Source organism: Gordonia jacobaea, assembly GCF_001186365.1.
GTDB classification, from domain to species: Bacteria; Actinomycetota; Actinomycetes; order Mycobacteriales; family Mycobacteriaceae; genus Gordonia; species Gordonia jacobaea.
In genome coordinates, this window is record NZ_LDTZ01000013.1 from 66,132 (window position 1) to 90,820 (window position 24,689).

At 66.6% G+C, this 24,689-nt stretch carries 24 protein-coding genes; all 24 read left to right on the top strand.

The features are described 5' to 3' along the window. The first annotated feature begins 99 nt into the window (after positions 1 to 99). Positions 100 to 570 carry an OsmC family protein gene (locus tag ABW18_RS00375; RefSeq protein ID WP_049697066.1) on the top strand — a complete coding sequence of 157 codons (471 nt, stop codon included), beginning with the start codon at positions 100 to 102 and terminating at the stop codon, positions 568 to 570. Positions 571 to 604: 34 nt separating this feature from the next. Further along, positions 605 to 865, top strand: coding sequence for an acylphosphatase (locus ABW18_RS00380; protein WP_049697452.1), 261 nt, complete (start codon positions 605 to 607; stop codon positions 863 to 865). Between the two features lie 65 nt (positions 866 to 930). Continuing rightward, on the top strand, positions 931 to 4,644 hold the full coding sequence (gene smc, locus ABW18_RS00385; protein WP_049697067.1) for a chromosome segregation protein SMC: 3,714 nt from the start codon (positions 931 to 933) through the stop codon (positions 4,642 to 4,644). 99 nt (positions 4,645 to 4,743) lie between these two features. After that, on the top strand, positions 4,744 to 6,375 hold the full coding sequence (gene ftsY / locus ABW18_RS00390; RefSeq protein WP_049697068.1) for a signal recognition particle-docking protein FtsY: 1,632 nt from the start codon (positions 4,744 to 4,746) through the stop codon (positions 6,373 to 6,375). A 175-nt stretch (positions 6,376 to 6,550) separates the two neighbouring features. Further along, positions 6,551 to 7,894 (top strand): ammonium transporter, encoded by a 1,344-nt coding sequence (locus ABW18_RS00395; protein WP_049697069.1) that lies wholly within the window; start codon positions 6,551 to 6,553, stop codon positions 7,892 to 7,894. Between the two features lie 49 nt (positions 7,895 to 7,943). Then, positions 7,944 to 8,282 carry a P-II family nitrogen regulator gene (locus ABW18_RS00400; RefSeq protein ID WP_005176661.1) on the top strand — a complete coding sequence of 113 codons (339 nt, stop codon included), beginning with the start codon at positions 7,944 to 7,946 and terminating at the stop codon, positions 8,280 to 8,282. Between the two features lie 5 nt (positions 8,283 to 8,287). Next, on the top strand, positions 8,288 to 10,921 hold the full coding sequence (locus ABW18_RS00405) for a [protein-PII] uridylyltransferase (protein WP_049697070.1): 2,634 nt from the start codon (positions 8,288 to 8,290) through the stop codon (positions 10,919 to 10,921). Between the two features lie 87 nt (positions 10,922 to 11,008). Further along, positions 11,009 to 12,565, top strand: a complete 1,557-nt coding sequence (gene ffh, locus ABW18_RS00410; protein ID WP_049697071.1) for a signal recognition particle protein — start codon at positions 11,009 to 11,011, stop codon at positions 12,563 to 12,565. A gap of 5 nt (positions 12,566 to 12,570) precedes the next feature. Next, the gene (locus ABW18_RS00415; RefSeq protein WP_049697072.1) at positions 12,571 to 13,659 is read left to right on the top strand and encodes an amidohydrolase family protein; all 1,089 of its coding nucleotides are present in this window, start codon (positions 12,571 to 12,573) and stop codon (positions 13,657 to 13,659) included. Between the two features lie 414 nt (positions 13,660 to 14,073). Then, positions 14,074 to 14,538, top strand: a complete 465-nt coding sequence (rpsP, locus tag ABW18_RS00420; protein WP_049697073.1) for a 30S ribosomal protein S16 — start codon at positions 14,074 to 14,076, stop codon at positions 14,536 to 14,538. After that, positions 14,535 to 14,777 (top strand): RNA-binding protein, encoded by a 243-nt coding sequence (locus tag ABW18_RS00425; protein WP_005176668.1) that lies wholly within the window; start codon positions 14,535 to 14,537, stop codon positions 14,775 to 14,777. The genes rpsP and ABW18_RS00425 overlap by 4 nt, the downstream gene beginning before the upstream one ends. A 14-nt stretch (positions 14,778 to 14,791) precedes the next feature. Next, positions 14,792 to 15,313, top strand: coding sequence for a ribosome maturation factor RimM (gene rimM, locus ABW18_RS00430; protein ID WP_049697074.1), 522 nt, complete (start codon positions 14,792 to 14,794; stop codon positions 15,311 to 15,313). A gap of 38 nt (positions 15,314 to 15,351) precedes the next feature. Further along, the gene (gene trmD, locus ABW18_RS00435) at positions 15,352 to 16,032 is read left to right on the top strand and encodes a tRNA (guanosine(37)-N1)-methyltransferase TrmD (RefSeq protein ID WP_049697453.1); all 681 of its coding nucleotides are present in this window, start codon (positions 15,352 to 15,354) and stop codon (positions 16,030 to 16,032) included. A gap of 136 nt (positions 16,033 to 16,168) precedes the next feature. Then, entirely contained in the window at positions 16,169 to 16,531 is a 363-nt protein-coding gene (locus tag ABW18_RS00440; protein WP_235434251.1) for a YbaB/EbfC family nucleoid-associated protein, read from the top strand. Further along, positions 16,528 to 16,902, top strand: a complete 375-nt coding sequence (locus ABW18_RS00445; RefSeq protein WP_049697076.1) for a hypothetical protein — start codon at positions 16,528 to 16,530, stop codon at positions 16,900 to 16,902. The genes ABW18_RS00440 and ABW18_RS00445 overlap by 4 nt, the downstream gene beginning before the upstream one ends. Then, positions 16,899 to 17,966: a hypothetical protein gene (locus ABW18_RS00450; RefSeq protein ID WP_049697077.1), complete on the top strand. Its 1,068-nt coding sequence runs from the start codon at positions 16,899 to 16,901 to the stop codon at positions 17,964 to 17,966. Before ABW18_RS00445 ends, ABW18_RS00450 begins: the two co-directional genes overlap by 4 nt. Positions 17,967 to 18,194: 228 nt before the next feature. Then, on the top strand, positions 18,195 to 18,536 hold the full coding sequence (rplS, locus tag ABW18_RS00455) for a 50S ribosomal protein L19 (protein ID WP_005204995.1): 342 nt from the start codon (positions 18,195 to 18,197) through the stop codon (positions 18,534 to 18,536). Positions 18,537 to 18,554: 18 nt separating this feature from the next. Further along, positions 18,555 to 19,421, top strand: coding sequence for a signal peptidase I (gene lepB, locus ABW18_RS00460; RefSeq protein ID WP_049697078.1), 867 nt, complete (start codon positions 18,555 to 18,557; stop codon positions 19,419 to 19,421). Positions 19,422 to 19,435: 14 nt separating this feature from the next. After that, positions 19,436 to 20,137, top strand: coding sequence for a ribonuclease HII (locus ABW18_RS00465; RefSeq protein ID WP_049697454.1), 702 nt, complete (start codon positions 19,436 to 19,438; stop codon positions 20,135 to 20,137). Then, positions 20,134 to 20,445: a DUF2469 domain-containing protein gene (locus ABW18_RS00470; RefSeq protein ID WP_005176689.1), complete on the top strand. Its 312-nt coding sequence runs from the start codon at positions 20,134 to 20,136 to the stop codon at positions 20,443 to 20,445. The genes ABW18_RS00465 and ABW18_RS00470 overlap by 4 nt, the downstream gene beginning before the upstream one ends. Positions 20,446 to 20,549: 104 nt before the next feature. Further along, positions 20,550 to 20,963: a YraN family protein gene (locus ABW18_RS00475; RefSeq protein WP_064869849.1), complete on the top strand. Its 414-nt coding sequence runs from the start codon at positions 20,550 to 20,552 to the stop codon at positions 20,961 to 20,963. Positions 20,964 to 20,972: 9 nt separating this feature from the next. After that, on the top strand, positions 20,973 to 22,484 hold the full coding sequence (locus tag ABW18_RS00480; RefSeq protein WP_049697079.1) for a YifB family Mg chelatase-like AAA ATPase: 1,512 nt from the start codon (positions 20,973 to 20,975) through the stop codon (positions 22,482 to 22,484). After that, positions 22,481 to 23,629, top strand: a complete 1,149-nt coding sequence (gene dprA, locus ABW18_RS00485; protein WP_049697080.1) for a DNA-processing protein DprA — start codon at positions 22,481 to 22,483, stop codon at positions 23,627 to 23,629. Before ABW18_RS00480 ends, dprA begins: the two co-directional genes overlap by 4 nt. Before the next feature lie 47 nt (positions 23,630 to 23,676). Beyond that, on the top strand, positions 23,677 to 24,540 hold the full coding sequence (locus tag ABW18_RS00490; RefSeq protein WP_049697081.1) for a siderophore-interacting protein: 864 nt from the start codon (positions 23,677 to 23,679) through the stop codon (positions 24,538 to 24,540). The last annotated feature ends 149 nt before the right edge of the window (positions 24,541 to 24,689 follow it).

The window sequence follows — 24,689 nt, forward strand, 5'->3', positions numbered from 1 at the left end:
TGAGATGTCGCGGCATAAGACGACATCGGAAGCAGTTCTACTATTGCGAGCGGCGCCTCGGGTGCGCCGTCGTCGATTGCGAAGGGAGTCATCGCGCAGATGACCAGCGAGAATTCGTCCGCGACCACAGCGGCGCCGCAGGTGTCGGATGCCGGCTCGGCGCACACCGAGTTGTGGGTGCAGCGGACCGGGACGCGTCGCTACACCGGCAAGAGTTCGCGTGGCGCGGAGGTTTTGATCGGCTCGCAGGATGTCGACGGTGTGTTCACGCCGGGTGAGCTGCTGAAGATCGCGCTCGCCGCGTGCACCGGCATGTCGTCGGACCGCCCGCTGGCACGTCGCCTCGGTGACGACTACGACGCGACGATTCGCGTCTCCGGCGACGCCGACCGCGAGAACGAGGTGTACCCGCACCTGCGCGAGGTGCTCGACGTCGACCTGTCCGAACTCGACCCCGCCGCTGCGGAGCGGTTGCTGGTGGTCGTCGAGCGCGCGATCGACTCGGTGTGCACGGTCGGTCGCACGCTCAAGGCCGGCACCGAGGTCGAACTCGTCATCGAGAGCGACTGACACCCCGATGAGTGGTTCCGACCAGGTCGTTCGCATGACCGCACACGTTCACGGACAGGTCCAGGGAGTCGGGTTCCGATGGTGGACGCGCTCGCGCGCCCTGGAGCTCGGCCTGGTCGGCTCCGCGACGAACCTCGCTGACGGGCGGGTGCTCGTCGTCGCGGAGGGGGCCGAACCACAGGTACATGCGCTACTCGACCTGCTGCGTTCGGGCGACACTCCCGGTCGCGTCGACCTCGTCGTCGAACGTTTCGATGCGCCGCGGGGTGACCTGCAAGGATTCGTCGAGCGCTAATCCGCCGATCAACCGCCTGCCCGGTTGCGCCTGCCTGCATCGGGTGATGGGTAGGCTTAACGGTCGTGCACCTGAAAAGCCTGACCCTGAAGGGCTTCAAGTCCTTCGCGTCGGCCACGACTCTGCGATTCGAGCCCGGCATCACCTGCGTGGTGGGTCCCAACGGCTCGGGTAAGTCGAACGTGGTCGACGCTCTGACGTGGGTGATGGGCGAGCAGGGTGCGAAAGCGCTGCGTGGCGGCAAGATGGAAGACGTCATCTTCGCCGGGACGTCGGGTCGGCCGCCTCTCGGTCGGGCCGAGGTGACGCTGACGATCGACAACTCCGACGGCGCTCTGCCGATCGAATACTCCGAGGTATCCATAACGCGACGGATGTTCCGCGACGGTGCGGGCGAGTACGAGATCAACGGGAGTTCGTGCCGGTTGATGGACGTGCAGGAGTTGCTGTCCGACTCGGGTATCGGGCGCGAGATGCACGTCATCGTCGGGCAGGGCCGTCTCGCGGCAATTCTGGAATCGCGGCCGGAGGACCGTCGTGCCTTCATCGAAGAGGCGGCGGGAGTCCTCAAGCACCGCAAGCGCAAAGAGAAGGCCGTCCGCAAGCTCGACTCGATGCAGGCCAATCTCGCGCGGCTGAGCGACCTCACCGCCGAACTGCGGCGCCAGCTCAAACCGCTCGGACGGCAGGCCGAGGTTGCCCGTCGAGCGCAGACGGTGCAGGCCGATCTTCGCGACGCACGACTGCGGTTGGCCGCAGACGATCTGGTCACCCGGCGCACGGAGATGGCCGAGCACACCGCTGTCGAGGAAGAGATTCGACGACGCTCCGACGAGGTCACCGCAGAGCTCGACGCCGTCAACGCCGAGGTCGCCGAGCACACTGACCATCTCGCCCAGGTCACTCCCGCTGCGGCGGCGGCAGGCCAGGCGTGGTTCCGGTTGTCGGCGCTCGCCGAGCGTGTCGACGCGACCAATCGGGTCGCAACCGAACGCAGCCGCTACCTCGCGGAGCCGACGGTCAGCTCTGGCGGTCCCGATCCGGAACAACTCGAACGCCAGGCCGAGGAGGCCGCGCTCACCGAGGCCGAAATGGCCGAGGCTGTCTCGCTCGCCGCCGAGTCGCTTGAGGTGTCCAAGCTCGAACTCGAGGAGTACGAGCGCGTCGCCGCGCAGGCGGAGCAGGCTCACATGGCCGCAGTGCGTGCGGTGGCCGATCGACGCGAAGGACTCGCGCGGCTCGAGGGACAGGTCGAGAGCCTGCAGACCAAGGCCGACGGCGTCGACGCCGAGGCGTCGCGCCTCACCGCTGCGATCGCAGCAGCTGTCGAACGCGCCGAAACTGCTGCGCAGCAACAGGATTCGGCAGCCGAATCACTGAGTCAAATGGAGGCCTCTGAGCAGGGCCTCGACGAACACCACGAACGGTGCGTCGCGGCACTGAACCTGTCGAATGAGCGGGTTGCGTCGCTGCAGGCCGCCGAACGTGAGGCCGAGCAGCGGATCGCGTCGCTTGCCGCGCGGATCGAGGCGCTCTCGGTGGGCCTGGAACGCAACGACGGCGGTGCGTGGCTGCTCGAGAACGCGCCCGAGGGATTGGCAGGCTCCGTCTCCGACCTGCTGGCTGTCGACTCGGGTTTCGAGACGGCCATCGCCGGAGCGCTGGGGCCCGCCGCCGACGCGATTGCGACCGTCGACGCGCTGGCCGCCGTCCGCGCTCTGCAGGCGTTGAAGACCGGAGACGGCGGCCGGGCGTCGCTGCTCCTGGGCGGACTCGACGACGCCGCGCCGAATCGTACTGTCGCGCTACCCGACGGTGCGGTGTGGGCGACCTCGGTGGTCAGCGCGCCGTCGCAGATCAAGGGTGCCGTCGATCATCTACTGGCCGACGTCGTCGTGGTCGACGACGCCGAGCAAGGCGTCGACCTGGCGGTACGCCACGGACTCCGGTGCGTCACGCGAGAAGGTGACCGCATCGGCCCCGCGTCGGTGGAAGGCGGATCGTCGCGTCGACCGTCGACGTTGGAGGTCACCTCGGCGATCGACACCGCAACCGCAGATCTCGCCGCAGCGCATCGGACCACCGAGGAGACGCAGGCGGCCCTCGAAGGTGCACTGACCGAACAGCGTGCCCGTCGCGAGGCCGCCGAAGAGGCGTTGGCCGCGCTGCACGAGTCGGATGCGGCCGTCGGCGGAGCCTACGAGCAACTCGCCCGACTGGGTCAGGAGGTCCGCGCGGCGCAGTCGGAGGCTGATCGGCTCACGCGGCAGCGCGACCGCGCAGAAGACGGTCGCGGTGACATGCTCACCACCCTCGCCGAACTGCGGGAACGCCTACGCCTGGCGCGTGACGAGTCGACGTCCGAACCCGACGAGGTCGGGGGAGACGGGGGCGAGCGCTCGGCGGCTGCCGCGGCAGTCGCCGGTGCGCGTTCGAGTGAGATGGAAGCGCGTCTGGCACTGCGTACCGCGGAGGAACGTCTCGCGTCGGTGCGTGGCCGTGCCGACTCGCTTCGTCGTGCGGCCCAACGTGAACGTGACTCCCGCGAGCGTGCCCGACGCCAAGACGAGGCTCGTCGGGTCGCTGCGCAGGTCGCGGCCGAGGTCGCCCAGGCGGCCACCGCGGTCTCCGAACGTCTCATCAGCGCGGTCGCAACGGCGCAAGCGGGTCGTGACGAGCTCGAGCAGGTCAAGGCCGCGCGTACCGAAACCCTCGAAGCGCTGAAGACCCGAGCGGCGGCACTCACCGATCAGCTCAACGCGCTGCGCGACTCCGTGCACCGCGACGAGGTCGCCCGAGCGCAGTCCGCGTTGCGCATCCAGCAGCTCGAGGAGCAGGTTCTCGAGAACTTCGCGATGTCGCCCGATGATCTGATCGCCGAGTACGGTCCGGATGTTCCGATGCCGCCGTCCGCGTTGGAGATCTCCGAGTACGAGCAGGCCAAGGAGCGCGGCGAGAGCGTCGTGGCACCCGCGCCGCTGCCGTACGACCGCGCGACGCAGGAGGCACGCGCGAAAAAGGCGCAGAAAGACCTCAACACTCTCGGCAAGGTGAATCCCCTTGCGCTGGAGGAGTTCGCCGCCCTCGAGGAGCGCTACAGCTTCTTGTCTGCGCAACTCGAGGACGTCAAGGCCGCGCGGAAAGACCTTCTCGACGTGGTCGAGGACGTCGACGCGCGCATCCTGCAGGTGTTCACCGAGGCCTACGCCGACGTCGAACGTGAGTTCTCCCAAGTCTTTTCGACGCTGTTCCCCGGCGGCGAGGGTCGACTCATCCTCACCGAACCCGGAGACATGCTCACCACGGGAGTCGAGGTCGAGGCGCGGCCACCCGGTAAGAAGGTCAAGCGGCTGTCACTGCTCTCGGGTGGCGAGAAGTCGCTGACCGCAGTGGCGATGCTCGTGGCGATCTTCCGTGCGCGACCCTCACCGTTCTACGTGATGGACGAGGTCGAAGCTGCGCTCGACGACACCAACCTGCGGCGCCTGATCACCCTCTTCGAGCAGTTGCGTGAGCGGTCGCAGCTCATCGTGATCACCCACCAGAAGCCGACGATGGAGGTCGCGGATGCGCTCTACGGCGTCAGCATGCGCGGCGACGGCATCACGACCGTGATCTCGCAGCGGCTGCGCGGCCAGAACGTCGCGGTCACGGCAACCGCGCCGCAGGTAGCGGGTGACACCGATGGGGGAGGCGACGTCGGCGGGCAGGAATCCGACGTTTCAGACGCGAACACAGCGACGACCAACAGTGCGACGACCAACAGTGCGCCAACATGACAAACAGGGCGACAACATAGAGAACGCCCCTTCCGCTAGTCGGCGGAGGAGCACGATGGACAACGCAGCCCGAGATATGCGGGAAGAACTGGAGAAGCAGTGAACACCGGAATCATCATCGGAATCGTCATCGCGGTCGTCGTCATCCTCGCGTTGATCGTCGCGGGTCTCGTCCTCGCGCGTCGTCGACGCATCTCTCTGCACGACGACGAGCAGACGCAAGTGGTCGACGGCTCGAAACCGCAGGTCGACCGCTCAGGCGGGTACAAGGCGTCGTCGGGCTTCAGCTTCAGCCAGGGTGGCGCGGCGTCGGGAACCGCTGTCGCGGAACCACCCGAGCCGACCGTCGCGCCCACTGAGCGGACCGAGGTCGACGGTCAGCCGGGCGTCGGCGACGACGCATCGGTGCCGCGTGACTCGGAACGCCGCGGCATCACCAACGTCACGCTGCCCGACACTGCCGACGTCGAGACGGCAGACACCGCTACGACCGACGTTCCCACGGCCGACACCGGGACGACCGATAGCTCTGCGACTGCCACCGCTGCGCCGACCGCGGACGCCACAGAGACCGCAGACACCACCGCTACCGCAGGCACCACCGATACCGCAGGCACCACCGAAACCGCTGCGACCACCGCAGAGTCGGCGCTGACCAGCGAGTCGGTGCCGCTCGACGAGGACATCGATTCGTCGGTCACCACGCCGTTGTTCGAGGAGATCGTCGAGTCGGTCGGCGAGAGCCCCGACGAGATCATCGAAGAGATCGAAGACGAGGAGGCCGCTGCCACAGCGCCGCCGCGTGACGAGATCGAGCCGACGGCGGGCCGACTCGGTCGCCTCCGTGGGCGTCTGTCGCGGTCGCAGGGCGCGATCGGCAAGAGCATGCTCGGGCTTCTCGGTGCAGGCGACCTCGACGAGGAGAGCTGGGAGGAGATCGAGGACACCCTCGTCATGGCAGACCTCGGCTCCGCCACCACCGAAGCGGTCATCGAACGGCTCCGGACCGAGTTGGCCACCAATCCGGTGCGCAACGCCGACGACGCTCGCGCCCTGCTGCGCAGGGTGCTCGTCGAGCAACTGCACCCCGAATTCGACCGTTCGATCCGCGCGCTTCCCCATGCCGACACACCTGCGGTCGTGCTCGTCGTCGGGGTCAACGGCACCGGCAAGACGACGACGACGGGCAAGCTTGCGCGCGTGCTCGTCGCCGACGGCAGGCGCGTCTTGCTCGGCGCAGCAGACACCTTCCGCGCCGCGGCGGCAGATCAGCTGCAGACGTGGGGTGAGCGGGTCGGCGCAGACATCGTTCGTGGCAAGGAACAAGCCGACCCGGCAGCCGTCGCATTCGACGCCGTCGCGAAGGGGATCGACGAGGGCGTCGACGTGGTGCTCATCGACACCGCGGGACGTCTGCACACCAAGACCGGTCTGATGGACGAGCTCGGAAAGGTCAAGCGCGTCGTCGAGAAGAAGGCTCCGGTCGACGAGGTCATCCTCGTCCTCGACGCCACGGTCGGCCAGAACGGACTGACTCAGGCGAAGGTCTTCGCCGACGTCGTCGACATCACCGGCGTCGCCCTGACCAAGCTCGACGGAACCGCCAAGGGCGGCATCGTGTTCAACGTCCAAGAGGTTCTCGGCGTCCCGGTGAAGCTCGTCGGGCTCGGCGAGGGAGCCGACGACCTCGCGCCGTTCGACCCGGAAGCGTTTATCGACGCGCTTCTGTAAGCTGCGAAAAACATTTGAAGCCATGTCCGATTCACCTGGCGATTTACCTTCGCGAAATGTGAATCGGGCTTTGGTTCACACGCTCGAAACACGGGAGCACCACAGCTGAAACCACTTCCGGACAGAGTCTTTGCAGGCGCCGAGCCGTCGGCGCGCTCTGAGGAGGTTTTCTACAGTGGTCTCTGCACTACCGGATAGTGTTTTCGGAGAGCCTGACGCCGGCAATACAGCATGGATGCTGGCCAGTGCGTCGATGGTTCTTCTGATGACTCCAGCGCTGGCCTTCTTCTACGGGGGGTTGTCTCGGGGTAAAGCAGTTCTGAACATGATGATGATGTCGTTCGGCTCGGTCGCGACGGTCAGCATCGTCTACGTTCTGTGGGGGTTCTCGCAGTCGTTCGGAAATACAGTCACCGGCGAGTCCGATATCTGGGGCATCTTCGCGAATCCGTTCTCGCTCTTCGGATCCGATCAGCTGATGAACACCGCGGGCACCGAAGACAAGCCGACATATGTGCTGTGGACCGGCGTCGAAACCCATGTGCCCGCGATCGTCTTCATGGCCTTCCAGCTCACCTTCGCCGTCATCACCGTCGCCCTCATTTCGGGTGCGGTTGCAGAGCGCGTGAAGTTCTCCACCTGGCTGGTGTTCTCCGTGCTGTGGTCCACCATCGTCTACTTCCCGCTTTCCCACATGGTGTGGGGCGGCGGCCTGATGTCGAACGCCGAAAGGGGCTTCGCCTCATGGATGTTCGGCACGAACTCGGATGGAACCGCCAACGTCGCGCCGATTGACTTCGCCGGTGGCACGGTCGTCCACATCAACGCCGGTATGGCCGGTCTGGTGCTGGCCATCATCGTCGGTGCGCGCGTCGGCTTCGGCAGGACCGCTTACCGTCCGCACAACATTCCGTTCGTGATGCTCGGTGCCGCACTGCTGTGGTTCGGTTGGTTCGGCTTCAACGCAGGTTCCGAACTCGCCGCGGACATGACGGCAGGCAAGGTCTGGGTCAACACGACCGCCGCAACCGCGGCAGCGATGATCGGCTGGCTCGGAGTCGAGTGGGTGCGCGACAAGCACGCCACCAGCGTCGGCGCGGCGTCGGGCATCGTTGCGGGACTCGTGGCCATCACCCCCGCCTGTGGCGCTTTGACGCCGGTCGGTTCGTTGATCCTCGGCGTGATCGCCGGCGCTCTCGCAGCGCTCGCCATCGGACTGAAGAACAAGTTCGGCTACGACGACTCGCTCGACGTCGTGGGTGTTCACCTCGTCGCAGGACTCTGGGGCACCATCGGTATCGGGTTCCTGGCCAAGGACACCGGCCTGTTCTGGGGCGGCGACTACAAGCAGCTCGTCGTGCAGATCGTGATCGCCGCATTCGCGCTCGCGTTCACCGGTGTTCTCACCACGATCATCGCTCTGGTGCTCAAGCCGCTGGGCTGGCGCGTCAAGCCTGATGAGGAGAAGAGTGGCATCGATGAGGCCGAACATGCCGAGACCGCGTACGAACTGGCATGAATCCCCGGTCGTTGACTACTACGCTGATTCCTGTGGAGAGGGATAACCAATGAAGCTCATCACCGCAATCGTGAAACCGTTCACGCTTGAGGATGTCAAAGCCGGCCTGGAGCAGGCTGGAATTCTGGGAATGACCGTCAGTGAGGTGCAGGGTTACGGTCGCCAGAAGGGCCATACCGAGGTGTACCGAGGCGCTGAATACTCGGTCGACTTCGTTCCCAAGGTACGAGTCGAGGTCGTCGTGGACGACGCGGCCGTTGACAAAGTTGTCGATGTCATCGTGGAAGCCGCGCGAACCGGCAAGATCGGTGACGGAAAGGTGTGGGTCTCCCCGGTCGAATCGGTCGTTCGCGTCCGAACCGGCGAGCGCGGCGCAGACGCGCTGTAGGCCCGTTGCCTTTCGTCAACTCCGACCGTGGCCCTGCGTCCGACGATTCGTCGGGTGCGGGGCCACGGCCCGGCATGGGACCGGGCGGTGGCCCCCTCGCAGCGACCGACCTGGCACGTACCCGTAGGCAACTCACCGAAGCGACAGGTGCCGGGAGACTCGACGCCGCCGGGCTGCGGCAGGTGTTGGTCGACCTGCACGAATTCTGGCTGACGAGTAAGGCCGCCGAGCTCGGGATCAAGCCGCACAGCGGACTCGCGATCGTGGCCGTCGGCGGACTCGGACGCGGGGAGATGCTTCCGCATTCCGATCTCGACCTGATCCTGCTGCACGACGACCTCGCCGTCGAACGGCTCTCGGAAGTTGCGGACGGGCTCTGGTATCCGTTGTGGGACGCCAACATTCCGCTCGATCACAGTGTGCGAACCGTCCCTCAGGCTCTGCAGGTCGCCGCCGAGGACACCACGGCCGCGCTCGGGCTGCTCGAGGCGCGCCACATCGTCGGCGACGAGGATCTGTCGTCGTTGCTGATCGGGGGAGTGCGCCAGCAGTGGCGCACCGAGATCAGACACCGCTTCCCCGAAGTGGTCGAGCACGCACAGGATCGCTGGCGTCGCGCCGGCGACATCGCGCATCGTGCTGAACCCGACTTGAAGAACGGCCGCGGCGGCCTGCGCGATGTCCAACTCCTCGGCGCGCTCGCCATCGCGCAACTCACCGACGGCATGGGAGGCCTGCGCCCCGATTCGCCGAATGCGGGGCCGCAGATGGCCTATCACCGGTTGTTGGACATCCGTACCGAATTGCACCGCATCGCCGGGCGCCCGCGGGAGCAGGTCCGCGCACAGGACGCCGACGAGATGGGTGCGTCGCTGCGGATCGGCGACCGCTTCGACCTCGCGCGCGTCATCAGCGACTCCGCTCGCACGATCAGCTACTCCATCGACGTCGGCTTGCGAACCGCGGGTAATGCACTACCGCGCCGCGGTCTTTCCAAGCTGCGGCGATCGCCCATCCGACGTCCGCTCGACGAGGGCGTCGTCGAGCACAACGGTGAGATCGTGTTGGCGCGCAACGCGATCCCGAGCAAAGATCCAGGGCTCATCCTTCGGGTCGCGTCGGCGTCGGCGCGTACCGGGCTGCCGATCAGTGCGTCGACGCTCTCCCGGCTCGCCGATTACGCACCGGAACTGCGCGAACCGTGGCCTGCGGAGGCGCTGAGCGACCTGCTGGTGTTGCTCGGCTCCGGACATCACATGATCGATCCCATCGAGGCACTCGACCGCACCGGGCTGTGGGGCAGGCTCCTGCCGGAGTGGGGTGCGGTGCGTGACCTACCGCCCCGGGACGCGGTGCACACCTGGACCGTCGACCGGCACCTCGTCGAGACCGCCGCCTACGCGAGTTCGATGACCACCCGCGTCTCGCGACCGGACCTGCTGGTGCTCGGAGCGTTGATCCACGACCTCGGCAAAGGGCGCGGTGCCGACCACAGCGTCGTCGGGGCCGAACTCGCCGTACAGGTGGGCAACAGGTTCGGACTCTGGCCGCAGGATGTCGACGTGCTTTCCGACTTGGTGCGCCACCACCTCCTGCTTCCGACGATCGCGACGAGACGCGACCTCGACGACCCCGCGACCGCGACCGAGGTCGCAGAGACCCTCGGATACGACAGGGTGCTGCTCGAACTCCTTGCGGCACTTGCCGAGGCGGATTCACGTGCTACGGGTCCCGGTGTGTGGGGTGAGTGGAAGGCGTCGCTGATCAACGACCTCGTTCGACGCACCATGCGGTTGATCGACGGCGAGACACCCGAAGAGCCCGAACCGCTCAGTCCGCAGACACGAGCGCTCGCAGAATCCGGTGAGTACGCGGTCAGCCTCACTCCGGGCGAGGGACCGCACACGTTCACCGTGGTGATGGTTGCACCCGACGCCCCGGGCCTGCTGTCGAAGATGGCAGGCGTCGTCGCCCTGAACGGGCTGCGGTCGCACTCCGCGACGGTTCAGGGAATCGAGACGGCGGACGGACAACGCCGCGCGGTCAACACGTTCGTCGTGGTCCCGACATTCGGCTCGCCGCCGGAGGCCGGTCTGCTCCGCCAGCAGTTGATTGCGGCCGTCGAGGGCAAGATCGACGTCATCGAGCGCCTCGATGCACGCGAAAGCAGTTCACCGATCCCGACGATCGGCTCGGTCAACGCCACCCCGGGGATCGGCGCCGGTGCAGCAGCGGGAAGCACCGATCCCGCCGTCGATGGTGCCGGGCATCCCAAGAACGCGGTACCGGCACTGTTTGCCATCGCGCCGCCACGGGTCCTCTGGGCTCCGGCGCCGTCGGACGACGAGGTGCTGATGGAGTTGCGCACCGACGACCGCCTGGGTCTGCTCAGTCGCGTCAGCAAGGTCATCGAGCAACAGGGAGCCGACGTCCGGTGGGCGAAGGTGACGACACTCGGGCCGACCGTCGTCGACAACTTCTGTTTGCGTCTGGCCGACGACACCCCGCAGGCGCGTACCGCGTTGGCAGATGCCGTGATCGCGGCATGTCCACCGCCGCAGCCGCGATCCGACGACGACAAGGGCGACGGCGCGGCGGGTGCGACAGGCTCCGGGCGTTCGGGAGTGCCGATCAGCTGACGATCGCGTTCGCCTCACCGGCGGTCGGGGTGACGGCGAGACGCACCGCTGCGGCGAGCACACGCGGGCTCATGGGACACTGGAACAATGTTCGACTCCCTCTCCGATCGCTTGACTGGTGCGCTGAAGGATCTGCGCGGCAAGGGACGCCTGTCCGACGCCGACATCGACCGCACCGCACGTGAGATTCGTCTGGCCCTACTCGAGGCCGACGTCTCTCTTCCCGTGGTGCGCGCGTTCATCGCCCGGATCAAGGAGCGCGCCAAGGGTGCCGAGGTCTCGCAGGCACTCAACCCCGCCCAGCAGGTCGTCAAGATCGTCAACGAGGAGCTCGTCGGCATCCTCGGCGGCGAGACGCGGCGCGTGCAGTTCGCCAAGAACCCACCGACCGTCATCATGCTCGCTGGCCTGCAGGGTGCGGGTAAGACGACTCTCGCGGGCAAGCTCGGCCACTGGCTCAAGCAGCAGGGCCACACTCCGCTGCTCGTCGCCTGCGACCTTCAGCGGCCCGGTGCGGTCTCGCAGCTTCAGATCGTCGGCGAGCGCGCGGGCGTTCCGGTGTTCGCTCCCGACCCCGGGACGAGCATCGGCCAGACGGGCGACCTCGGCACGGTCAGCCACGGCGATCCCGTCGCCGTCGCGCGCGCCGGTGTCGCGGAGGCCCGCGACCATCACTACGACGTCGTGGTCATCGACACCGCCGGTCGCCTGGGCATCGACGAGGAGTTGATGGGCCAGGCCTCCGACATCCGCGAGGCAACCCAGCCCGACGAAGTTCTCTTCGTCGTCGACGCGATGATCGGTCAGGACGCGGTGGCCACCGCGGAAGCCTTCCAGAGCGGCGTCGGATTCACGGGTGTCGTTCTCACCAAACTCGACGGCGACGCTCGCGGCGGTGCAGCACTCTCGGTTCGCGAGGTGACTGGTCAGCCGATCATGTTCGCGTCGTCTGGTGAGAAGCTCGAGGACTTCGACGTCTTCCACCCCGACCGCATGGCGAGCCGCATCCTCGGCATGGGCGACGTGCTAAGCCTCATCGAGCAGGCAGAACAGCACTGGGATGCCCAGCAGGCGGAGGCCGCCGCACAGAAGATCAGCCAGGGCGAGCTGACACTCGAGGACTTCCTCGAGCAGATGCAGATGCTGCGCCGCATGGGGCCGATCGGCAACATCCTCGGCATGCTGCCGGGCGCCAACCAGATGAAAGACGCTCTCTCGCAGGTCGACGACAAGCAGCTCGACCGCGTGCAAGCAATCATCCGGGGCATGACGCCCGCCGAGCGTGACAACCCGAAGATCATCAACGCCTCACGCCGACTTCGCATCGCGAACGGCTCGGGCGTCACGGTCAGCGAGGTCAATCAGCTCGTCGACCGGTTCTTCGAGGCGCGCAAGATGATGGCCCAGATGTCCGGTCGTATGGGCTTGGGCGGCGGTTCTCGCAAGACCAACCGGAAAAAGGGCAAGGGCAAGAAGGGTAAGGCCAAGGGACGCGGCCCGACACCGCCGAAGGTGCGCGGCGGTTTCCCCGGCATGCCCGGCGGTTTCCCCGATCTCTCGGGCATGCCCGCTGGACTCGACGAACTGCCCCCGGGCCTCGAAGGCATCGATATCTCGCAGTTCCAGCAGCCCAAGAAGAAGTAGCAGCCGTGAGCGGTCGCGGGTCGTCGACGGCACGTCACTATCGCGGTCACGATCCGTTGACCGATGAGATCGTCGAGTTGTGGGTGGTCGGTGACACCATCTCGCGCGAGCCGGTGTCCGACGCCACGACCGTCGCCACCGACGGTTGGATCGTTCCGGGACTCGTCGATGCGCACAATCATGTGGGAATCGCGCCGGGACTCGGTGTGACCATCGAGCAGGCTCGCGCGTTCGCCCGCGCCGACGCCGAAGCCGGGGCGCTGCTCATCCGCGAGGTCGGGTCACCGCTCGACACCCACCCGCTCGATGCCGACGCCGGACCACTGTTCGTCCGGTCCGGCAAACACATCGCGCGCACGAAGCGGTACCTGCGCGGGTACGGCATCGAGCTCGACGACCCCGACGAGCTGGCCGCGGAGGTCGCGCGACAGGCCGCCGCGGGCGACGGCTGGGTCAAGCTCGTCGGTGACTGGATCGACCGTGAGGTGGGCGACCTCGCCCCGCTGTGGACCCGAACCCAACTCGACGGGGCGGTCGCGGCGGCGCATGACGCGGGCGCTCGTATCACCGCGCACGTGTTCGGCGGTGACGGGCTCGACGACCTCATCGCGGCAGGCGTCGACTGCATCGAGCACGGAACCGGCTTGCACGCTGATCAGATCGATGCGCTCGTCGAGAAGTCGATTGCCTTGGTGCCCACGATGATTCAGGTCGACAACTTTCCCGAGATCGCCTCGGGCGCAGACAAGTACCCGACCTACGCCGCACATATGCGCAAACTGCACGCGGATGCGCCCGACACCTTCGCCGCGGCGCGGGAGGCGGGCGTCGCGATCTACGCGGGCACCGACGCCGGTGGATTCATCGAGCACGGGCGAATCGTCGACGAGGTCGAGCGGCTCGCAGGTATCGGACTCGGCGCCGCGGGCGCCCTGGCATCGGCGACCACCGAACCGCGGCGCTGGCTCGGCGCGGGAACGCTCGAGCACGGCGATCGCGCCGACTTCCTCGTCCTCGACGACGATCCACGGGTGGATCTCTCGACGCTTCGACGCCCACGCGCTGTGGTGTGCGCGGGCGAGCACGTCGGCTGAGTGGCATCCGGTGTGAGGTACACCACTTTTTATGCCATGGTCTCCGTTGTTACCGCCTAGTAGCGTGGCACCCACGTTGCATTAAGGCGTGTCGGCGGTCCTGATCTCGGTTATGGCCTCGCGCAACGCTCGTGTTGGGGGGCGGGCGTGGTCGTGTGGTCCGTGGGTCCGTCAGGTGTCGTATGGAGCATGCGTGTGCCTTGTCGCGGGGTGGGCATCCGCATGCTCCATACGCGTGGTCGGCCCCGCACTTGCGGCGATTTCGCCTCCTCGGTGGCGTCTGGCACAATGGATCCTCGGTTCGTCGGACCGGTTACGCACCGCCCGACGGTCACACCCGAATAGATCGCAAAACCGGGTCCGCCAGTTCCGGCGGGCTGCTGAATTGCGCAGTGACCACTGGAGAAGCAACACATGGCTGTCAAGATCAAGCTCACGCGGCTCGGCAAGATCCGCAACCCGCAGTACCGCATCGTCGTCGCCGATTCTCGGACCCGCCGCAACGGCCGGGTGATCGAGACCATCGGCAAGTACCACCCGAAGGAAGAGCCGAGCCTCATCGAGGTCGATTCCGAGCGCGCGCAGTACTGGCTGACTGTCGGCGCACAGCCGACCGAGCCTGTCGCCGCGATCCTCAAGATCACTGGTGACTGGCAGAAGTACAAGGGTCTTCCCGGTGCCGAGGGCACGCTGAAGGTCGCCGAGCCCAAGACCTCCAAGCTCGACCTGTTCAACGCGGCACTCGCAGCCGCCGACAGCGAGCCTGTCGCCGAGGCCACCACCCCGAAGAAGAAGGCCGCCAAGAAGGCCGACGATGCGCCTGCCGCAGACGAGGCTCCGGCCGAGGCTGCTGCTGGTGACGCCAAGGACGAGGCGTGAGCGCTGTCGTCGCCGACGCGGTCGAACATCTCGTCCGCGGAATCGTGGCCAACCCCGACGATGTGCGCGTCGAGCTGATCACCGGTCGCCGTGGCCGCCTCGTCGAGGTGCACGTGAACCCCGAGGATCTCGGCAAAGTCATCGGTCGCAACGGTCGTACGGCAACCGCGCTGCGCACGCTGGTCTCCGGAATCGGTGGCCGTGGTGTGCGCGTCGACATCGTCGACACCGACCGCTGAGTAGACGCTCCACGATGGATCTCGTCGTCGGACGTGTCGCGAAATCACACGGTATCCGTGGTGAAGTCGTCGTCGACGTGCGTACCGATGTTCCGGAGGAACGCTTCGTGGTCGGCTCGGTCGTCCGCGGCCGCCCCGGTCGTGGGGGAGACGAGAAGAACTACACAGTGACAGCCGCCCGGCAGCACGCCGGGCGGCTGTTGCTGTCGTTGGCCGAGGTGTCCGACCGCACCGAGGCCGACGCCTTGCGCGGCACCCTCTTCCTCATCGACAGCGCCGACGTCGACTCGGGCGACGATCCGGACGAGTTCTACGACCACGAACTCGAGGGCGTGGAAGTCACGACCGTCGACGGTGAACGAGTCGGCGTTGTCGGCTCGGTACTGCATCTGCCCGCCAACGATCTCCTGGCCGTGAAGACGGTTGATGGGCGCGAGGTTCTGGTGCCGTTCGTGCGCGAGATCGTGCCGACTGTCGGACTCGACGGCATCGTGATCGACCCGCCGGACGGGCTGCTCGACGTCGGCGAGTCATGAGCGACTCACCGCGAACGGATTCGGTTCGTGCCGATCCCATGCGCATCGATATCGTCTCTATTTTTCCCGAGTATCTCGATCCTCTGCGAATGGCGTTGCTGGGCAAGGCAATCGATAAGGGTGCGATCGAGGTCGGCGTTCACGATCTGCGCGACTGGACCCACGACGTGCACCGCGCCGTCGACGATTCGCCGTACGGTGGCGGACCGGGCATGGTGATGAAACCCGAGGTCTGGGGACCGTGTCTCGACGAGGTGTGTCCCGATGGCGCCCTCCTCGTGGTCCCCACGCCCGCGGGAGTTCCGTTCCGGCAAGAAACCGCGCAGCGCTACAGCCGCGAAAAGCATCTCGTGTTCGCCTGCGGTAGGTACGAGGGAATCGACCAGCGCGTCTTCGACGACGCCGCGCGGCGCGTGCGCGTCGAAGAGGTTTCCCTCGGCGATTTCGTGCTGATCGGTGGCGAAGTGGCCGCGATGGCAATGATCGAGGCGACCGTGCGGCTCATCGACGGTGTCCTCGGCAATCCGCGCTCGCACGAGGAGGATTCGTTTTCCGACGGGCTGCTCGAAGGTCCGAGCTACACGCGACCCGTGCAGTGGCGTGGACTCGACGTTCCCCCCGTCCTACTCAGTGGCGACCACGCCAAAGTCGCCGCATGGCGTCACGAGCAGTCGCTGGAACGAACTCGCGAGCGCAGACCCGACCTGCTCGACGACTGACGCTCCGGAGCTCCCTGGCGGTCGCGATATCCACAGGTGTGCGTCGAGGCGGCGTGTGCCGGCGAATGGCCGGTTATGATCTCCGCAAACCGGGCGGCGACAGCGAAGCGGTTGGCCGGGTGGGGAGGGGAGTGCTGTGCGGGATCGATGGACACGCATGCTCGACGACGTCGACCATCAGCGCGTCGAATTGGCAAGAGTCGCAGGCGAACTCGATCGGCTGACCGCGCAGGCGTCGACTCCCGATCGGTTGGTGAGCGTCACCGTCGGGTCGCGAGGACTCGTGCGCGACGTCGACATTCGACCTGCCGCATTGCGCCATTACCGTGCTGATCAACTCGCCGCGACCATTGTCGAGCTCGTCGCGCGCGCAGACTCAGAGCTTCGCGATCAGCGAGAGCGCCTGTTGCACACCGTGTCCGAACTCAGGCCGGACTATTCCGACGTACGCCGTAACGGTGACGAGGTCCCTGCTGGCCGAGACCGGGCGCCCCGATGAGCGACCCGTCGCGCTCGCGCCCCGACGACGCGTCGGTCATGCGTGTCGACGGACTGGCCAACGCCGATCTGAGTCGTCGGCTGTCCGAGATCGCCCGATGCGTCGATACGATGCGCGACGAGTTGATCTCCGTGGGGCTCGTCGTCGACGCGTCCACGGGGCAGGGTGCACCCGCCGAGGCTTTCCGTCTCGGAGCATCGCGTGCGGAACAGGGGTGCCTGCGCGGGGTCGAATCGGTGTCCAAGGCGCTGGCTGTCATCGCGGCCAACGCCGCGGCCGGGGTGAGCCAGGTGGTCGACGCCGACCGTGAACTCGACGCCCAATTCCGCACCCACGGTCAGAGCGCAGGAGCAGACGGGCGCACGCCGTGAACAACGTCGCGCACCCGACAGTCGGTGCGACAGAGGAGCTTCGACGGCTTGCCGAGTCGCTCGCGCCGGGGTGCTGGCCGACCGCCGACGACGCCGCGCTCGTCGAATGTGGCCGTCGACTCCGCGGAATCGGCGACGAACTGCGCGATCTCGCCGACGTCGTCGACGCGCTCCGGCGAGATCACGACGGGTCGGGACGCTTTCACGACGGGCTGATCCACGCGCTCACGCAGGTGACGTCGGATGTCGACGGCATGCGCAGTGTCGCCGATCGATTCGCCGTGTTCGCCGAATCGCTCGACACCTTCGCGCTGGCGACCGCCGACGCGCGATCGGAGATGACGGTGCTCGCGTCCATCGCCGACCGCGACCGCCTGGCGGGTTCGGTTGCCGATGCACTCGGCGACGACTCCGCTCGGGTGTCGGCGGCGAGTGCGGGTCGCTACGCGCTCTCCGCCGCCGGCGACGAGTACACCGAGCGCGCCGGGGATGCCGGCCACTCCGCGGTGCCCTGGGACAATGCAGTGCACTCGGACAATGCAGTGCTCAGGGACGAGGCAGAACAGCGAACCAACTCGAATCCGCCCGCTGCGACCAGCGGCATGATGACAGCGGGTGGCTTCGCCGGTCTCGGTGCGATGGGGGTGGCGGCGGGTGGTGCGCTGCAGGGCGTGAGTGCTGTCGGAGGCCGGTCCAGTGGAGCCGATATCGACCCGGCATGGCTGATCGAGCGCGCAGCGCTATTGCAGACATCGTTGCCATCGCCCTTCTCCGAATGGATGCGCGTCGCGATCGGTGTCGGAACCGACGCCGACGGCGGCCAGGTCAGGGTCGTCGCAACCAGCGACCCGCAGCCGTATCAGCGTCCGGGCTTCGCGATCGCCCCCAGTGAGTTGCTCGCGGGCGACGGAGGCCCTCCTGAATACGCGATCGTCGCCGAGATGGCACGCGCAGGGCTGACACCGGTGATCGTGGCGTCGGCTATGACGATGCCGCAGGGAATCGCATCGGTGCTGGTGGCGGAGGGTGTCGAGGTGGCGTCGCCGCCATCGCCGCGAATGTGAGACGCGGATACGAGCGCCGACTCGAGCCTCGGATGCGCGATTTCACTTCCTGCCTGGTGCTCTGGCACAATGGACGGGTTGCCTGAGGCCGTCGATCGGCCCTCGGGCATGACTCGGAGCACGAACCGGTTCGATCCCTGACGCCACACCGTCGGAACACCGACGCCAATGGCGTGGGCCGCCAGGTTCCTCTGTTCACCAGTAGCCACATTAAGGAACAACGACATCATGAACACCCTGGACTTCCTCGACAAGCAGTCGCTGCGCGACGACATCCCCGCGTTCGGCCCCGGTGACACCCTCGACGTTCACGTCAAGGTCATCGAAGGTTCCAAGGAGCGCGTCCAGGTCTTCAAGGGTGTCGTCATCCGTCGCCAGGGTGGCGGTGTCCGCGAGACCTTCACCGTTCGCAAGGTCTCGTTCGGTGTCGGCGTGGAGCGTACCTTCCCGGTGCACAGCCCCAACATCGCGAAGATCGACGTTCTGACTCGCGGTGACGTGCGTCGCGCGAAGCTGTACTACCTGCGCGATCTGCGCGGCAAGGCAGCCAAGATCAAGGAAAAGCGCTGACGCGTCTACCCTGACGACGTGGCTTCCGAACACAGCGCGGCAAATCACTCCGACGCAGACGACGCCCATTCACGTCCGGCAGACACTGCCGACGGCCGGTCCGAGGATTCCGAGGAGCGCCCCTGGCGCACCAAGGATGACGACGCCGAACCGCGATCAAAACGTGGTTCATGGCTACGTGAGACGATCATCATAGTCGCGTGCGTTCTCCTGGTGACGTGGATTCTGCAGACCTTCATCGGTCGTCAGTACGTGATCCCGTCGGAGTCGATGGAGTCGACGCTCATCGGATGTCAGGGCTGCACCAACGACCGCATCGTCATCGATAAGCTGGCTTATCGCTTCGGCGATCCCCAGCCCGGCGATGTGGTCGTTTTTCGTGCCCCGACCTCGTCGTGGGATGGCGACTGGGAGTCGCCGCGGTCGAGTAATGCGGTCATTCACGGTCTGCAGAACGGACTGTCGTGGTTCGGTTTCGCGCCGCCCGACGAGAACGATCTGGTCAAGCGCGTGATCGCCACCGGCGGCCAGACCGTCGAATGTCGCAACTCCGAAGGGGTGGGCGTGAAGGTCAACGGCAAGCCGTTGAACGAGCCCTACATCGACAAGAGCCTTCAGTCGCGCGACGTGGCGTCGGGTCAGTCCGGTGAGCCCGACAACCAGGTGACCAGTTGCTACGGTCCCGACTTCGGCCCCATCAAGGTGCCCGACGGCAACCTCTGGGTCATGGGCGACAACCGCGAGTACTCGGCGGATTCGCGTTATCACGTCACCGACGAGCTGCAGGGCACCGTTCCGGTGTCCGACGTCCGCGGCAAGGTGCGCTTCATCATCTACCCCGTGTCGCGGATCGGTGGTGTCGGCTCGATCAACCCGCAGCAGTGACCAGTCGCAGCATCGTGGGTTCATGGCCACCGAGGTCGCCGGTCCGCCGGGCCTCGGGACTGCGAACGTTCGAGTTCGCGCTGCACCGCGGTGGTCTTGGTCCGGTCGCAGGCGTCGACGAAGCAGGTCGCGGTGCGTGTGCCGGCCCGCTGGTGGTCGCGGCATGCGTCCTCAAACCAACTCAGCTGGCGTCTTTGGCTGATCTCGACGACTCCAAACGCCTCTCCGAGGCCACGCGCGAAACCCTCTACCGTGCGGTCACGCGGTATGCCGCGAGCTGGTCGGTCGTTGTCATCGAGGCCGACGAGATCGACCGGATCGGTATCCACGTCGCCAATATCGAGGGAATGCGACGCGCGGTCGCCCAGCTCGACGTGACGCCGGGATATGTCCTGTCCGACGGCTTCGCGGTGCCGGGGCTGACCGCCCCGTCGCTCCCGGTGATCGGCGGCGACGGCGCTGCGGCGTGTATCGCGGCCGCGAGCATCCTCGCGAAGGTCACACGTGATCGAATCATGGTCGCCATGGACGACGAGGTTCCCGGTTACGACTTCGCCATCCACAAGGGCTACAGCACCGCACACCACATGGCGTGCCTCGACGCGCATGGCCCTTCCCACCAGCACCGGATGTCGTATCGCAACGTCGCCGCCCGACGTCGCCGACCCCGACCAGACCTCCCGTCAGAACCCGATCGCGATAGGCTTGACCGATGAGCGCTGAGGATCTCGAGAAGTACGAAACCGAGATGGAGTTGTCCCTGTATCGGGAGTACAAGGACATCGTCGGCCAGTTCACCTACGTGGTGGAGACCGAGCGGCGCTTCTATCTCGCCAATGCCGTGGAGATGGTCCCTCGCAACACCGATGGCGAGGTGTACTTCGAGCTCCGCATGAGCGACGCGTGGGTCTGGGACATGTACCGTCCTGCTCGCTTCGTCAAGCAGGTCCGGGTGATCACGTTCAAGGACGTCAACATCGAAGAGCTCGAGAAGCCTGAACTACGGCTACCCGACGAGCCGTGAGTGTCATGACCGTCGTCTGTCCACAGGCGGCGGTCTTTCCACAACTCGCGCACTGATCTGAGTTCTCTCGCTGTTTCGTCGTCGCTGTCGGCCACTGTTGTGGCATGAGAAGCGAGTCGTCGGAAGGGCGTCCGAATCGGCGGGCATTCATCGGGCAGCTGGGTGAAGATCTGGCAGCCAGTTACGTCGTCGGTCTGGGTTGGTCTGTCCTGGAACGGAATTGGCGTTGTCGGTACGGCGAGATCGATCTGATCGCCAACGACAACGTTGTCCTTGACCCGACGTTGGTCGTCGTCGAGGTCAAGACCAGGGCCAGTCGGGTGTTCGGTGATCCCGCGCAGGCGGTGACCGCCGACAAGCTGTCGCGTCTGCGCCGATTGACACGGATCTGGCTCACCGAGCAGGAGATGTTCTGGCCGAATATCCGATTCGACGTCATCTCGGTGCAACTCGATACGCACTATCCCGATCGCACCGAGTTCGCTGCGGTGCGCCACCACACCGGCGTGTTCGAGTAGGGACGCGCGATGTCGTTGGGGCGTTGTCATTCGGTTGGCCTGAACGCCTTTGAGGCAGGCGTGATCGAGGTGCAGGCATCTCTGAGCCAGGGGTTGCCGGGGTTTTCGTTGTCGGGCAATGTCGATTCCTCGTTGCGTGAGGCACGCGACCGAGTGCGGGCCGCGATCTCGAATTCGGGGGTGAAGTTCCCCGAGAAGAAGGTGACGGTCAACCTGGCGCCTGCTCAGATGCCCAAGAGCGGGTCGGGACACGATCTCGCGCTTGCTGTTTCGATACTCGCCGCGACGGACGCTGTTCCCACAGCGAAGTTGGATGGGACGATCTTCCTGGGCGAACTCGCACTCGATGGACGTCTCCGACCGGTGCGCGGCGTGCTTCCGGCCGTGATCGAGGCGCGCAACGCGGGTTTCGCTCGTGCGGTGGTGCCGATCGAGTCGGTCGGTGAGGCGACGCTCGTGCGCGATATCGAGGTCGGCGGTGCGCATTCGCTGTCGGAGGTGTCCTCGTGGTTGCGCGGCGAGTGCGTGCTGGACACGGTGTGTGAGATCAGGCCGGTCCCCGCCGATCCGGTCGCCGATATGGCCGATGTGATCGGTCAGAGCGAGGCGCGCCACGTACTCGAAATCGCCGCTGCCGGTGCGCATCACGTCATGATGACCGGCCCGCCGGGTATCGGGAAGACGATGCTGGCGAGACGGCTGCCCGGCATACTCCCGCCGCTCGAGGAGGAAGAATCGCTCGAGGTCACCGCACTTCACTCGATCGCGGGCCGATTGCGCCCGGGCCAGCCGTTGATCACCTCACCACCGTTCGTCGCGCCGCACCACAGCACCTCGACGACAGCGCTGATCGGTGGCGGCACCGGTATCGCGCGGCCCGGCGCGGTGTCGCTGGCACATCGGGGAATTCTGTTCCTCGACGAGTGCGCTGAGATGGGGCCCAAAGTGCTTGACTCCCTGCGACAACCACTCGAAGAAGGGGAGGTGCGGATCAGTCGTCGCGACGGGGTGGCCACCTACCCGGCGCGCTTCCAACTGCTCCTCGCCGCCAATCCGTGCGCGTGCGCACCGGTGCACGACGTCGACTGTGTCTGCAGTGCGGTCGTCCGCCGGCGCTACCTGGGAAAACTGTCGGGACCGCTGATGGACCGTGTCGACCTGCGGGTACAGATGGAGCCGCCGGGAAACGCCGCACTGATGATGGCGGCGGAGGAGTCGAGCGCCGACATTCGGGCGAGGGTGACCACTGCGCGTTCCGCCGCGATCGAACGATGGCGGGAGCACGGCTGGCGAACCAACTCCGAGGTGCCCGGTTCGGCACTGCGACAACAGTTTCGGCTATCACCCAAAGCGCTTCGCCCCGTCGACGTGTGCGTTCGGGAGGGGCGCGTGACCACGCGCGGCGTCGATCGAGCCTTGCGAGTCGCGTGGACACTCAACGACCTGCGAGGTGGCGACGTCCCGACCGAAACCGATGTGGCGCAAGCACTGCTGTACCGAGACCGAGGGGGATTCCGATGACTGCGTACGCCGATACACACCACAACGATGAGCTGCTGCGCGCGTGGGCCTATCTGAGTGCTGTGGCCGAACCTCCGTGTGCTTCGATTCGACGCCTCGTCGACGACCTCGGAGCAGTGGCCGCGGCCGACGCTATCCGTAGTCGACGGGTGCCGAGCGGTCACGAGGCTGTACTCGGTCCGACGAGCGCTCGGGCCGAGAGTTGCACTCCCGCCGAGGATCTCGACACCGCGCACGCGGTTGATGCTCGCCTGATCACATCCGACGACGCCGAATGGCCCGCCTGGTCGTTGCTCCCGTTGACGCGACTCGAGCCGAATGCGCACGGCGACGAGCCGATCGCACTGTGGGTGCGCGGCCCAGCGCGCCTCGACGACGTCGCGGCCGCCTCGATCTCATTGGTCGGATCGCGCGCAGCGTCGTCGTACGGGGAGCACGTCACGGGGAAGCTCTCGAGCGAGTTGTGCGCGCAGGGGTGGGCGGTGGTTTCGGGAGGTGCCTATGGCGTCGACGGCGCCGCGCATCGTGCGGCACTCGCGTCGGCGGGCACCACCGTGGCGGTGCTCGCGTGCGGGATCGACCGTGACTATCCGGCGGGACACGCTCGGCTGCTTGCCGAGGTCGCGAGTAGCGGAGCTGTGGTCTCGGAGTACGCGCCGGGCACGACGGCTGCACGACATCGGTTCCTGACCAGGAATCGGTTGGTCGCGGCGCTGTCGTCGGCAACAGTCGTCGTCGAGGCGGGTAAAAGGTCGGGTGCTGCGAACACGGCGGCATGGGCACGCGCGATAGACCGCCCGGTCGGCGCGGTTCCGGGGCCCGTCACCTCGGCGACGTCGGTGGGCTGCCATCGCCTGATCGCCGATGGGCTCGGCGTACTCGTGACCGACGCGGCGTCGGTCATCACACTGGCAGTACCCGACGGAGGCGGCGACCCCGGTCGTGGTCGCGAACGCCCCACCGACACGCTGACCGACGACGAAAAGCGGGTCCACGACGCGATTCCGGGCCAGGGGAGTGCCACGATCACCGAGATCTCGTTCGCCGCGGGCCTCGACGTCGGTATCGTGCGAGCTGCGCTCGCGGGGCTGGAGATCGCGGGTCTAATCGCCGGCGACGGCGCCGGATGGAGACTCGCGATTTAGGTAACCCTAATTCGAGTGGCGTAGGCTGGAACGCATTAGGAGGTTTCATGGCAAAGCGCGTGAATTCGATGACGGTGCTCCGGCGAGAGCAGATCACACCCCACATGGTGAGGCTCTATCTGGGCGGTGACGGCTTCGGCGATTTCGCCGCGGCACTGCCGCCGCGGGACGAACGCGACACCGACATGTACGTGAAGTTGATCTTCATGCCCGACGGTGTCGACTTCCCGGCCGACTTCGATCCGAGGGCGTCCCGGTCGCTACCGCCCGAACAGCAGCCTGTGTTGCGCACCTACACCGTCCGCACCGTCGATGAGGACGCGCGCGAGATCGCGATCGACTTCGTCGTGCACGGTGACGAGGGCATCGCCGGACCCTGGGCCGCGACGGTTGCTCCCGGTTCCGCCGTGCACTTCCTCGGTCCGGGCAGCGGGTACCGGCCGGACAACGACGCCGCATGGCATCTGCTGGCCGCGGACGAAGCCGGACTTCCCGCGCTGGCCGCGGCCATCGAGTCGTTGCCCGAAGGTGCGATTGCGAAAGCGTTCATCGAGGTCGCCGGACCCGAGGACGAGGTCGCGCTCGACGTGCCGTCCGGCGTGGAGATCACCTGGGTCCATCGTGGCGGACCCGCGGGCGAGGTGCCCGATGACCGCGCAGGCGACAACGCCCCGCTGATTGCCGCGGTGCGCGAGACCGAGTGGCTCGACGGTGAACCGCACGTTTTCATCCACGGCGAGGCGCAGGCCGTCATGCACAACCTGCGCGGCTATGTGCGCAAGGAGCGCGGCGTGAGCGCAGCACGCGCGTCGATCTCCGGCTACTGGCGACGTGGTCGCACAGAAGAGGGCTTCCGGCAATGGAAGTCCGATCTGCGTGCCGAGGAGGAGGGCGCGGGCGTCGCCGGTTGAAGAGCGACGGCCGGTCGGGTGGCCGGGAGGCTCTCTCGACTGCGTGCCGGCGGCTGACGTCCGGGGTCGAAGAACCTGACCTCGTGACGATCTGACCCAGTGACGATCTGACAACGACGCGCGTGTGCGGTTGCGTACACGCGCGTCGT

Excerpts from the sequence above, each read along its gene's own strand:
- ABW18_RS00375 (WP_049697066.1), top strand. The coding sequence starts at position 100 with ATGACCAGCGAGAATTCGTCCGCGACCACAGCGGCGCCGCAGGTGTCG.
- ABW18_RS00380 (WP_049697452.1), top strand. The coding sequence starts at position 605 with ATGACCGCACACGTTCACGGACAGGTCCAGGGAGTCGGGTTCCGATGG.
- ABW18_RS00400 (WP_005176661.1), top strand. The coding sequence starts at position 7,944 with ATGAAGCTCATCACCGCAATCGTGAAACCGTTCACGCTTGAGGATGTC.
- ffh (WP_049697071.1), top strand. The coding sequence starts at position 11,009 with ATGTTCGACTCCCTCTCCGATCGCTTGACTGGTGCGCTGAAGGATCTG.
- rpsP (WP_049697073.1), top strand. The coding sequence starts at position 14,074 with ATGGCTGTCAAGATCAAGCTCACGCGGCTCGGCAAGATCCGCAACCCG.
- rimM (WP_049697074.1), top strand. The coding sequence starts at position 14,792 with ATGGATCTCGTCGTCGGACGTGTCGCGAAATCACACGGTATCCGTGGT.
- trmD (WP_049697453.1), top strand. The coding sequence starts at position 15,352 with ATGCGCATCGATATCGTCTCTATTTTTCCCGAGTATCTCGATCCTCTG.
- ABW18_RS00445 (WP_049697076.1), top strand. The coding sequence starts at position 16,528 with ATGAGCGACCCGTCGCGCTCGCGCCCCGACGACGCGTCGGTCATGCGT.
- rplS (WP_005204995.1), top strand. The coding sequence starts at position 18,195 with ATGAACACCCTGGACTTCCTCGACAAGCAGTCGCTGCGCGACGACATC.
- ABW18_RS00470 (WP_005176689.1), top strand. The coding sequence starts at position 20,134 with ATGAGCGCTGAGGATCTCGAGAAGTACGAAACCGAGATGGAGTTGTCC.
- ABW18_RS00475 (WP_064869849.1), top strand. The coding sequence starts at position 20,550 with ATGAGAAGCGAGTCGTCGGAAGGGCGTCCGAATCGGCGGGCATTCATC.
- ABW18_RS00480 (WP_049697079.1), top strand. The coding sequence starts at position 20,973 with ATGTCGTTGGGGCGTTGTCATTCGGTTGGCCTGAACGCCTTTGAGGCA.
- dprA (WP_049697080.1), top strand. The coding sequence starts at position 22,481 with ATGACTGCGTACGCCGATACACACCACAACGATGAGCTGCTGCGCGCG.
- ABW18_RS00490 (WP_049697081.1), top strand. The coding sequence starts at position 23,677 with ATGGCAAAGCGCGTGAATTCGATGACGGTGCTCCGGCGAGAGCAGATC.